At 46.0% G+C, this 12,454-nt stretch carries 6 protein-coding genes; 1 reads left to right on the top strand and 5 read right to left on the bottom strand.

Features of this window, described 5'->3' with window-relative positions; translation table 11 throughout:
* The coding region (locus QUA04_RS01375; protein WP_333253050.1) for a DUF4347 domain-containing protein at window positions 1-3,055 on the bottom strand (3,055 nt) is incomplete at its 3' end.
* A 462-nt stretch (window positions 3,056-3,517) separates the two neighbouring features.
* The gene (locus QUA04_RS01370; protein WP_333253048.1) at window positions 3,518-4,567 is read right to left on the bottom strand and encodes a lysylphosphatidylglycerol synthase domain-containing protein; all 1,050 of its coding nucleotides are present in this window, start codon (window positions 4,565-4,567) and stop codon (window positions 3,518-3,520) included.
* A gap of 254 nt (window positions 4,568-4,821) precedes the next feature.
* On the opposite strand from QUA04_RS01370, the gene QUA04_RS01365 reads away from it, so the two are divergent.
* A complete protein-coding gene (locus tag QUA04_RS01365) occupies window positions 4,822-6,867 on the top strand; it encodes a S8 family serine peptidase (RefSeq protein ID WP_333253046.1) in 2,046 nt (681 codons plus the stop codon).
* Window positions 6,868-7,006: 139 nt separating this feature from the next.
* On the opposite strand, the gene QUA04_RS01360 is transcribed toward QUA04_RS01365, so the two are convergent.
* The 3 genes from QUA04_RS01360 to pruA all read right to left on the bottom strand — a co-directional run bounded on the left by QUA04_RS01360 (window position 7,007) and on the right by pruA (window position 12,433).
* Window positions 7,007-7,486, bottom strand: coding sequence for a hypothetical protein (locus QUA04_RS01360; protein ID WP_333253044.1), 480 nt, complete (start codon window positions 7,484-7,486; stop codon window positions 7,007-7,009).
* Window positions 7,487-7,650: 164 nt separating this feature from the next.
* A complete protein-coding gene (locus QUA04_RS01355) occupies window positions 7,651-9,333 on the bottom strand; it encodes a glycosyltransferase family 39 protein (RefSeq protein WP_333253042.1) in 1,683 nt (560 codons plus the stop codon).
* Window positions 9,334-9,457: 124 nt separating this feature from the next.
* Window positions 9,458-12,433, bottom strand: a complete 2,976-nt coding sequence (gene pruA / locus QUA04_RS01350) for an L-glutamate gamma-semialdehyde dehydrogenase (protein ID WP_333253040.1) — start codon at window positions 12,431-12,433, stop codon at window positions 9,458-9,460.
* Window positions 12,434-12,454 lie beyond the last annotated feature (21 nt).

The raw sequence follows: 12,454 nt of genomic DNA, 5'->3' as shown, positions 1-12,454 counted from the left end.
GAGTCGGAGTGGTTGGAGTCGGAGTGGTTGGAGTCGGAGTGGTTGGAGTCGGAGTGGTTGGAGTCGGAGTGGTTGGAGTCGGAGTGGTTGGATTGACGGTAATATCCACACGATCGCTATCGGTTTGAGCACCGCCTAATTCTGCAGCTCCGCGATCGTTTGTCGTCAAAGTCAGCGTATCGGTGCCACTAAAGTTCAGATTCGGCGTATAAGTTAAACCATCTAAAGCAGCATTAATATCAGCCTGTTTTCCCGTATAAATCAGGATGTTGCTGCCATTCCCCGATCCGGTAACTCCCGTCAGCGACTTGAGTGTAAGAGTGCCGCTGGTAACGCTGAGATTAACTTCCACCGACTCGCTATCTGCATCCGATACAGAGATACTATTGCCGTTGCTAGCAGAGAAGATGCGAGGAGTATTTTGAGTCGTCGTTTCTTTGCCGATATCAGTAGTGACATTGAGACTCCAACTGGCAATATTTCCTGGAGTAGTAGCACCGGATGCTTTAGAATTATATTGGTTGGCATCAACCGCATACAATTTCCAAGTGCCGTTGGGGTTAGTTTTGTTAAAAACAGAAAGAGTCGAACCGTAAGGCCCTTCTGGTGCCCCTGTCGGCGTACCGGGTGGTAAAACTAAGGGATAAACATCGCGGAAACTGTTTGCTGAATAGTTACTCGGCTTGTAAGTTCCGGAAGTGATAGTTGGCGGCAGGGAATTTGGAACTATGGAAAAAAGAAAAGAGGCAGCATTATCATCAAACTTCAACGTAACATTATTGAGCGGTGGAGATGGAACATGAGACATTAACACCACATTTTGTCCCTGTGGGCCAACTAGCAAGAGGTTGATTGTCTGCGATTCACCGATAGAAGAGACATCAGAAGTTCGGACATTGTTCAGAGTGGCTGTAATGCTGTCTACATTTCCCGTTACCCCTGAAACGTCAATAGCAGACGGATATGGTGTCGCTAAAACGTTATATGCAATGAATTCTCCGCCGCTGAGGGTAATATTGTTAGGGTTAGTTGTGGTAGTAGTTGTTCTTCCCGGTACGGTGTTGATTGGTGGTTGATTGCGAAGGGAAAATTCCGAAGTATCCCCTGTGGTTTTATTAGTAGCAGTAGCAGCGAGAACCGGTTTGCCTGCTACTGGAGTGTAGGCGAAGTTGATATTAGCATTGCCAGCACTATCTGTAGTAACGTCTTGGAAACCCAGGAAAGTTTCACCTTGACCTGCACCTGCGGGGTCATAACTGGTATTTGCAAAGAATTCGACGCGGAAGTTGGTGTTAGAAGTGCTATTGAGAATGCCCTTGACTGTGTTGCCACTAACTGAGGTCAGAACCGGGTAATTTTGCAGGTTGTTGCTGCCTGTGTCCGCATCGCCTAAATCGTTACCATTGACACCAGTAGTGCCAATTAAGTCAATACCTAATCGTTTGTTATTGAAAATTCTATTACCTTGGATCGTGTGACTGTTGGTATTACCAGCAATCTCAATACCACTACGTTGATTATTAGCAATGATATTGCCTTCCCCGGCTGCAATGCCACCGATGATAGTATTATTCGTATTTTGGCGAAGGATAAAAATACCATCGCCACCATTGCCTAAGTTTATTGTACCCGTTGAATCTGTACCGATGTAGTTGCCAGTAATTTTGGTATTGGTGGCTGGCCCTGGAATAAAGATGCCCCCTATTCCTAAATCACCGTTACCAGAAATGACGTTGCGCGAGATAATATTACCTGTTATGGGGGTGACATTAGGAAGATTGTTTTGAGTGTCACTTTGGATTCTGATCCCAGTCAAAGTGTTGCCTACAGCAGTCGTACCGCTAATATCAGTGCCAATGTAGTTATCTTGGATGGTATTGTTGTTAGTCTGTACTCCAATGCCTTGACCTAAACCGGAATTTCCGCCCTTTCCAAATCCGTTAATAACCAATCCCTGAATGGTACTGCCACTGGAATCTTCTGCGCCACCAAAAGGACTCTTGCCTAAATCTAAACCATTAATATAAAAATAAGGCGCAGATGAGGCTGGTTGTTGGACTAAACTACCCTTGAGTTCGATAATGGGTTTGCCCGCATATCCTGGTTGAGATTTGCCATCGATAATAACCGGGCTGGTGATGACAGGTAAGGCTTGACCGAAAAGGTTAATGGTATAAGGGCCAGTGCCGGGAATGTTAAAGTTAATTGTGTCTAATCCGGGATTGGAATTGGCTTTATTGATCGCACTTCGCAGAGAACCATCACCGCTATCATTCGTATTAATTACGGGATAGGTAGCCAAAACAGACGCATAATTTTGCATCGCGTTTGACTCGAATGCTAGGGGCGATTTAATGTTGCCGATTTTTTCTTCTAGTTCCCAATTTCCACCTAATTTTGCACTCCCCGTGAGATACTTGGATGCGGCGATATTTGCACCGGTGAGGAATGCAATGCGGTGGAGGAAGCTAGTAGCGTCTAAAGCTGGTTCATCGAGTACGCCGGGGGTTTCAACCCCCGTTTCATAGCAAAAGTCCTCCAAAGAGGACTGTTTAATGAAATTGTTTTTAGTCGGTTTCAACCGACTTTCGCTTTGAGACAGGGAATTTATTCCCTGGCGGACTTTCTGACAAGCGCGGGATGCTGCTGCTATGTTGCAGCCGTAAATCAGGATGTCTGCATCAATTGTTAAAGCGCGCCGCCATTGCTGCAATTGCTTGCCATAAGCTTCTAGGTTATCGACAGACAGTCTGGTTTTACCGAGTTGCAAGCTTCCCGGTTCGCCGTGGGAAACTAGATGAATGCTGTCAATATTGGTGCGATTCGCTAACACTTCGCTAATTTGTTCGACTCCATCTCTGTGGGAGTCGATAATTATTGCTTCTACTCCCAATTTCACTCCATCTAGGAGTGTTTGATAGTCTGCTACTGCCGTATCGATAAATACTATTGTACTGGGGTTATTGGAGCGATCGCTCTTTTTCCCAAAACTCCCTTTGCCCGCGTTCATTTGATTCGGAAGTTCGATCGATCCTGCTGATAAAACTGGCATCATGGCTGTGTACCCTATATCCTAAAGTTAACAATTTTTCATAAATCCAGGACTACCAAACCGGAAATCAAAAAAAAACGTTTCTTTGAGGGTACAAATACCTAAAATTGTAATTTTTTCAGAGCAACTCGGTTTGCTTGCCAGTCTTAAATTTATTGATTCAGACTATATTGTTTGTGGCTTTGTTCTTGATGAACTCAAACAGATTATTTGAAAAAATTCTGTCTAAGCTCAACTATACCAGCATACGTACGTAAGCAAAAAATCTTAATAAAAATACATATTTTCGACTCGGCTAATCGCGGCAAGTCCGCTGGCATTATATATTTTCCCACTCATATCATGTCCGATCGATTAACCATAATATCCCGGTCGGGGCGGGTTTTTGAGCTTGTCAATTATTGGCAGGTATTGTTGGTGAGGGGATACCCTACAAAAATCGAGGTCGCTCGACCGGACATGATATCACTTACTGCGCCGATCGCGCTGGCGATCGAGTTTAGCTAAAAATGCACCGGAAACATCAGCCAGAATGCTAATTATCCGATATAAAGCCACCGCACTCAGAATAATACCCGTAGAAAAGCGATCGGACAGCAGGGCGATCGCCGTTGCTTCAAATACTCCCATCCCCCCCGGTGCACCCGGTACGACTAAACCGACAACAAACGCAAAACAAAAAGCACCTAACAAGCTGGGAATATTGCTAAAGTTCACCGGAGTTAAAACCATTACAGTTAGCAAAAATCCGCAGCCTCGCAATCCGATAAAACAGATTTGTCCGAGTAACGGCACTAAAGGATAGCGTTTAATTGGCAAATTAATTTTGCGGCGGGACTTGACAGTCGATGTTTTTTTAGCTATATTGGAGGTAGACTCTACACGAAAATTCAGTTCCTCGCCCGCAGCCTCCCCAGCCTTTGAATTTTCTCCATTGTTCTTTGATAACTTCAACCGCTCTACAAAGAGAACGATCGGATTTAAAATCCGGGGATGAATCGCCGTTAAAATAGCAGCACAACCGACAAGCCGCAAAAACCAATTGAATTTGTCAAAACAAATCAACCCAATCAAAACACCAGCCGAAGCCATCAGCAGCGGTTCCAGCAACACGCTGAGAGTAGCAGCTTTCGGGAAAATACCGGCATTTTTGGCGTCCAATATTCGACCCCAAAAATGCCAAATATTCCCCGGTAAATACTTGGCAATATTAGTTTTGAGAAAAACTTGAATCGCCCACGCGGCAGTTACAGGTTGGCGGAATTCCCGCAAAATCAACATCCACACCCAGCCGACAAAAATTAGAGACAATAAAGTGACGCCAAGGGCGATCGCCAGCAACGGAAAACTTTCGGCTCGAATTTGGATATTCGCGACTTCTCGCCAGTGAGTTAAAAAAGCTTTGGCAATAAATAAAAACGTCCCGCCTAAAATCAAATAGCGCAAATAAGGCTTTAAATGCGATTTTGCGAGATTTAAAAAATTCTGAATTCGATGCAAGTGTTGTTTTCCCATTTTCTGATCCCGATTTTGAATTTGGGATTAAGTTATACTGTTTTAGATTTTATATTTGAGATGGGCAAAGGCGGAATTGTGGTTGATTTCTACGACAGGATATGACGAAATAAATCTGTTTAACCTAACCTATGCAGACCTCTACAGACTTTGCGTAATGCCCGCCTTACAGACTATTTAGGGCGTTTTTAAGCACAAACTTAAATTTAAAATCTAAAATTTAGATCCATATACCTCGCTAGGAGTACATTTCTATGCCCGGCCCGAGCCCTGACGGTCTTTCCTATCTTTTAGATGATAGCCCCAATAGTTTCGCCTTGACTCCGGGCTTTTTGACTCCTTATCCTAACGGATTTTTTGCCCTCGGCGGCAACGATTTTATTGTTGGTTCGTCGGATGCCGATCGCATCAGCGGTGATAATGGTAACGATCGCATTCTCGGCGGTGGCAATTCCGATACCCTGTTAGGGGGTGCGGACAACGATTTGCTTAACGGTGGTGCCGGCACAGACTTCCTGTTTGGCGATGCCGGCAGCGATACCTTGCAAGGAGGCAAGGGAGGAGACGCCCTCAACGGCGGCGACGGCAGCGACGTTTTAGTGGGCGATGGCGGCAAAGATACGCTGACAGGGGGTTTGGGCCCAGATACCTTTGTCCTCCGCAGCGACTCCGCAGTCTCCGATCCGGCTGCTGCAGACGTGATTACTGACTTTAACAGTTTTGTTGATTCGATCGGACTGACTGACAATCTTACCGAAGCTGACTTGATTCTCGAAGAAATATCGATCGCCCCCGGTATTTCCAATACATTAATTAAAATTCGCCAATCCAATGCTATTTTAGGCTTGGTAGCCAACGCATCTCCACAAGACCTCGCCGATACATTCATCTCTGCAACTACCGTATTGGGCAACCAACTCGATCAAGCTCGCGATTTAGGCGTTTTGGGAGGCACTCAAACGATCGCAGACTCGGTTAGCAACGCCCGGCCCGACGGCCTTTACCGCTTTACTTTGCCTGCAACTAGCGACTTTAAATTAACTGTCAGCGGTTTGACGGCGGATGTTGACGTTGCCCTAATTAAAGATCTTAACGGCGACAATTCGATTGACTTCACCGATATTATTGCTTCTTCTCAACAACCGAATTTATCGCCGGAGTCGATCGACATCGACGGTTTAGCCGCAGGAACTTACTTTGTCCGAGTTTATCAATACCAAGGCAGTACAAATTTCTCCCTCAATCTGTCTGCAACCCCGGCAACTGTTTTTACTAACAATGCGAGCAACTTGCAGAGTTTTGACTCTCGTTTTGGGTTCGGTTTGGTGAATGCAGCAGCGGCAGTTGCTAAAGCTCAAGGTACTGCAACTTTTCCTGATGTTCCCGACTTGGGCGGCGACGAGTGGGGCAGAGATTTAATTAAAGCTCCAGAGGTTTGGGCCCAGGGCTTGACTGGAGACGGCATTGTAGTGGCAGTTATTGACAGCGGAGTTGACTACAATCACCCGGATTTGACGGGGAATATTTGGAGTAATGCGGGGGAAACGGGCGTTGATGCGATCGGTCGCAATAAAGCTAGCAACGGGGTTGATGATGACAACAATGGCTTTGTTGACGATTTCCGGGGATGGGATTTTGTCAACAACGATAATGACCCGATGGATGATAACAATCACGGCACTCATATCTCGGGTTTACTTGCTGCGAAAAAAGATGGGGTTGGGATTACTGGAACGGCTCCAACTGCGAAGATTATGCCTTTGAAAATACTCGATAGGGCCGGGGTGGGTAAAATTCGGGATGAAATTAATGCGATTAATTATGCGGTAGCAAATGGAGCGAAGATAATAAATGTGAGTTTGGGCGGTCAACAGTTGAATGCTCAAGAATTGGATGCGATTCGAGCGGCTGAAGCTCAAGGCGCGATCGTGATTTCGGCGGCGGGAAATGATGCTCGCCCACAAGTAGATTATCCGGCTCGGTTTGCCAATGAGGTAGGAATTGCTGTCGGTGGTGTTACCCGAAATGGCTTGTTTGCAGATTATTCTAACCGGGCGGGTGCGGAGACTATTAATTATTTTGTTGCTCCGGGCGGCGACGGTGGTAGGGCGGATTCTGGTGATGTTTATTCAACTGTGCCGCTTTCTCAACCGGGGATTCCCTATCGATATTTTGCGGGTACTTCAATGGCAGTGCCACAAGTATCCGGCGTGATAGCTTTGATGTTGCAAGCGAATCCGAGTCTGACTCCTGCTGATATTAAGAGGATTCTTGCGGAAACTTCCAATCGAGCGGTTTGAATTGGATGCAAGTGCGATCAATCTACAATCCTCAATCTTCTACCAATTATTAAAAGCGAACCGTAGGGACACCGCAATGCCGTGTCCTACTCCCCGCGCCGGACAGGCAATGCCGTGTCCCTACTTTTGGGAATTGGTATTAAAAATTGGCGGCGTAAGTTAAGTCAAATTGGCGGCACAGGGTGATGCAGCAGTAGGTTGGTCGATCGAATACTAACTCGTAATTCATCTGGCCGTCTATTTTGGTGATCGGCTGCTTTAAGGGGATGCCCTGAATGTCGTATTGACGGCGTTCTAAGGCACTCCAGTCGATAATTTTGAAGTCGATTTGGTTCTGCAACTCAGTTGCGATCAGATATAGGTGCATCTTGTCTTGAACTTTCCCAGTCAGGGGAACTTTTATTAACACTGACTGGGTGACGAGGGGTTTTTGGTCGTTGGGATGCTTCTGGGTGTGGCAGCTTTTGAATTCTATATCGTAAGGTTCTACCTTGAATTTCTCTCCACTGGCGATCGCAGATGAGTGCAAATCTTTCAGGCATTTTTCTAGGTGAGGAATCAGCCCTAAGTCTGGATCACACAGCAGTTTACGAATGTTGGAGGTTTCAGTCACTGTCATTTGAGATTTTTGATGTTATTTTTTGATTCTTAACTTTTAGCTTACCACGAAAAGCAAAGCTATCAAATTATACTTGCGACATACTTCCAAAAAAGCAGTTTATGACCAGTAGGTCGCAGTGAATAAGACATTTACTTTGTGGCAGCAAACTCGTGTTTTTTGCCTTAATGTTTTAGATTATTTTTGGTAATTTTCCACATATTAAGCTCAACATTAGCGTCAGCCGGCTCTATTTGATAATTTTGTTGCTGAATTGCCGATCGCAAAGTAGAGGAAGGTCGGTATAAAAACAACTCACTGAAACCGCCTGGAATTTGCGGGGGTTGGGGTTTTTTCTTTGCCAATTCTCGATTTTTGTAACAAGAAGTGTAACAGTGGGGTTCTATTAGCAGTTTGACTTTTGGTTCTAGGTAATAACTTAAAGGCATGAAATATGCGATATTGGCATCGCTGATAATTAGGGGATTGCTGGCTTGATTGACAGTCCCAGCTACTTGCAAGGCGCGCAACCAACCGCTGCCTTTATTCCACCAAATATCTGCTTGAGAACTAACTCCACCGGATATAATACCTGCGGCAAAAACTGCAACTATAACTATTTTCCACAGTTTTTGCTGTTTGAAGTTCTCCAAATTGTTAGTAATTTTCGCAGACAGCAGGTAAGCCACAGCTAGCTGAATTCCCACATAACAAGGAACTAAATATCGCGGATTTGCCGATCGCCTTCCACCCTTGATTATATCAGGTACTGCTAAAAACAAAGCAGTTGTTGCAATTAATAACAATACAATCAACCACACTCGCTTTGGTGTTTGTCGGCATAGATAATAAAGGGCATAGCCAACTAAAGCTAGAATCATGATGCCAACTGGAATTACCAAGGCTAGTTCTGTGGCGTTGGCGGTTCCATCAATGCCAATATCAAAAAATGCTATGCTGACGGAACCAACCCACCTGCTGACTAATCTTAAGTAATTTGTTTGTTCTGCCCATGCTGTTGTGCTTCTAACTTGATTGAAGTTTTCTACAGTATTTAGCAGGGAAGGCATGAAGCCGATCAAAGCGATTAAAGCTGCTACATAATATGAAATGAATGTTTTCACATCGCGCCAGTTGGCAATAACTGCGACGTAGATTGCGTGGGCGGCAGCGACGCAGACAAATAACAAGTGCGTGTACAATCCCAGTGTTGCTGTGCCTGCATAAAGCGCCCAGGAAAGAACGAGGGCGACAGCATTTTGAGTTGACTCAGGGCGCATTGCTCGCAGCAAGGCTGCACTGGATAAAATAGTAGTTACTGTCCACAAACTGTACTGTCTCGCTTCTTGGGCAAATAGGATGTGGTAGGGAGAAATTGCGAAAAGTGCGATCGCCATCCACGCTACTGCTGAAGATTCAAATAACTCCCAAGCCAGCCAATAAATTGCGGGAAATACTAGCAGGCTAATCACGGCGGCCAAACTTCTCATTGCTGCAACGGAACTGCCGAACCATTGCGCCCAATATCGCGCTAGTACGTAATACAGAGGGGGGTGTTGGGGGTCTTCTGTTGCTAAAGAATTCAGGGTATCCCCTACAGTTTTTTCGGAATTGATCTGCTGATATTTTTGTAAATCCGCAGGCGAGGTTATTTTCTGGTACGAAATTTGTTTAATTATTTCGGCTTCGGTGTAGCCCGAAACTCTCAAAGAAGTATATGTTTCGTCGATCCAGTAAAATTTGCGATCGAGATTGGCGAAGCGAAATAAAATACCTATGACTAATACGGCTATAATTAAAAATCGCAGCCACTTGTCAAGTGAAGGGTTGTGAGAATTTAGTCGATCGCAATTTTTAGTAGATTCCATTTTATAACTAGCTAATCTCACACAAATTTTTTCTGTTACCCCACCCGTAGGGTGCGCCTAGCGCACCCTACTAACTTAACAGCCAGAGAGAGGAATTCAGTCCTCACTACGAACAAAGGAATGATTAATCATCCACTCCTTCAATCGGTGCAAAACCCTGCCGCTGAATATTTTCGGTTATGGTGCGGGGTTCGAGGAATTGCAGCAAATAATCCGGGCCGCCAGCTTTAGAACCAACTCCCGAAAGTTTGAATCCTCCGAAGGGTTGCCGCGATACCACAGCGCCGGTAATTCCGCGATTGATGTACAGGTTTCCGACTTCAAAATCGGATGCGGCTCGATCGATATGTGAAGGCGTGCGAGAATACAATCCGCCGGTTAAAGCAAAATTAGTGCCGTTAGCAATCGCAATCGCTTCGCTGAAATTCTTTGCCCGAATCACCGACAAAACCGGGCCGAAAATTTCTTCTTGGGCGATAGTTGCTGTGGGCGATACTTCGGTAACAATGACTGGGCCGACAAAATAACCGGTTTCCGGTGCCGGCATTTCTAAAGCTATTTTAGCTTCGGCGCGGCCTGTTTCGATGTATTCGCGGATGCGCGAATGGGCATTTGCATCGATCACAGGGCCGACTTGAGTGCCGGGATTTTCTGCAGGGCCGACATTGAGCGATCGCGTCGCTTCTACCAATCTTGCCACAAAATTATCGTACACGGATTCGACCACAATTACTCGCGAACAAGCGGAACATTTTTGGCCGCTGTATCCAAATGCCGAATAAACTACGCCTGCAACTGCTTGGTCTAAATCCGCACTTTCATCGACAATAATTGCATTCTTGCCGCCCATTTCAGCAATTACTCGTTTCAGGTGTTTTTGCCCCGGCTGCAAAATCGCAGCATCGGCATAAATCCGACAGCCAACTTCCTGAGAACCGGTGAAAGTAATCATGTGAACGTCAGGATGTTTCACCATGTAAGCGCCGACGGTTGAACCTTTGCAAGGGACGTATTGAAATACGCCTTTGGGGATTCCGGCTTCTAGCAAAATTTCTGTGATTTTTGCTGCAATTACTGAGGACACTTCCGCAGGTTTGAGTAAAGTACAATTTCCAGCAACTAGGGATGCAACTGTCATGCCGACGGGAATTGCGAGGGGAAAATTCCAAGGCGAAATGATTAAAGAAATGCCGCGCGGCTGATAGGTGTAGCGGTTGGTCTCTCCAGCTACGTCGTAATTTTTCCCTTGTTCCAACCGTTCCATTTCGTCGGCGTAGTAGCGGCAAAAATCAATAGCTTCGGAAACTTCGGCATCGCATTCTCTGACGGGTTTGCCGACTTCAAACACCATCCAAGCTGATAGTTCGTGCCGCCGCTGTTCCATCAATTCTGCGGCTTTGCGGAGGACGCCGGCGCGCTGTCGGACTGGAGTTTTTCGCCAACTGGTGGAGGCTTCTTTTGCGGCTTGAAGGGCTTGTTTGGCCTGTTCTTCGGAAAGCAATCCGATTGTGCCAACTACTTCTGTAGGATTGGAAGGGTTGAGAGAGTTAACGGTTGCTTCAGTATTTTGGTACTCGCCATTGATTAGCGGTAAATAGGTTTTACCTAAGTTGGCGCGCACTGATTTGATGGCTGTTTCTGCTTGTTGCCGCAATTTGGTATTGGCGTAGTCGGTATCGGCAACGTTGGGAAATACTTTGCTGTAAACTAGCTGGTCATTGCCACTAGCAATTGGTGCGGCTAACAATTGTTCGATCGGCATTTCTTCGGAACTTTGCCGGATGAAAGAACTGTTGGCGGTATTTTCCAGCAAACGGCGGATCAAATAAGCCATTCCCGGCAGCAAATCGCCGTAGGGGCAGTAGACTCGGACGCGATAACCCCGATCGACCAAAAGCTTAGCCAATTTGTCGCCCATGCCATACAGCACTTGCATTTCAAAGCGGCGGCGCGGGATGTTGAGAGTTTCGGCAATGGCGATCGCCCTCGCTTGCGATCGCACGTTATGACTGCCAATAGCTGCATACAAATATTCGTGATTTTCGAGCAGCAACTGCGTCATCTGCTCGAAATTAGCATCAGTAGCAACTTTGTCATTGTAGACCGGCTGCGGCCAATCTTTCTGCATCGCTTTGATAGTTTCCTGATCCCAGTAAGCGCCTTTTACCAGACGCACTGTTACCGGATTTCCGCGTTTTTTTGCCCATGAAATCAGGTTTTGCAAATCTTGGGCACTGTCGCGCAAATATGCTTGCAATGTAATTCCGATATCCGTGCGACTGCGAAACTCTTCTTCCAACAATAAGTCTTTGAGAATTGTCAGAGTTAAACTTTTGTAGGCATACTGTTCCATATCGAAATGAACAGCAGCGCCCAACTCCTTCGCGCGGCGCAGTAACAGGCGAATCCTCTCGCTTACTTTCTCCTCGCTACCTTTAGCATCCAACGGGTCAAACTGAGAATAAAAAGCCGTTAACTTTACCGATACTTGCACTCGCGGCAGAGTTTCGCCGTCAGCTTTGTCAATTGCATCTACTTGCGGCCAATTCTTCGCTGCATTCGCGAGTTCCTCCATCAATTCCAAATAGCGGTTAAGATAAATTTGCGCCTCAGCTTCAGTGATGACAGCTTCCCCCAAAAGGTCAACTGTAAAACCCATTTTATCTTTGCGAAGCCGCTCTAAGGTTTTAATTACCTGCTTGATATTTTCCCCAGAAATATACTTGTGCGCCAAAGTTTCCACAGCAGGCGCAACCGTCGTCGCCGCCAATTGACCCGGAACCGAATCAGGGCTAGCAAAGTTGAGCAATTTTTTCAATGCTTCGGGCAATTCTACCTCTTGGGCGGTCAGGTATTCTTGCAAGTGGCGGGCAATTTCCGGCCTGCTGCGGAGGGCCGGCAAACAGTCAATAAATCGAAACAACTGCACCCGCAGTCCGGGGCTGGCCATCGCCCAATCCATCAGTTTGTCGTCCCAGCGCATTTGGTCTTGCAGTTGACCGAAAAAAGAGCGCTTTTTCTCTTGAGTTAGCCGCAAAATTTCTTTGGCAATTTCCTGGGTTTTTGCTTCGTAGATGTTTTCAGATACTTGTGCGATCATTGGTAATAAGTAATTTGTAAT

Source organism: Microcoleus sp. S13_C5 (genome assembly GCF_036700845.1).
Classification (GTDB): Bacteria; Cyanobacteriota; Cyanobacteriia; order Cyanobacteriales; family Microcoleaceae; genus Microcoleus.
The sequence above is the reverse complement of the archived record's forward strand: the minus strand, read 5'-3'. Positions and strand labels throughout refer to the sequence as shown.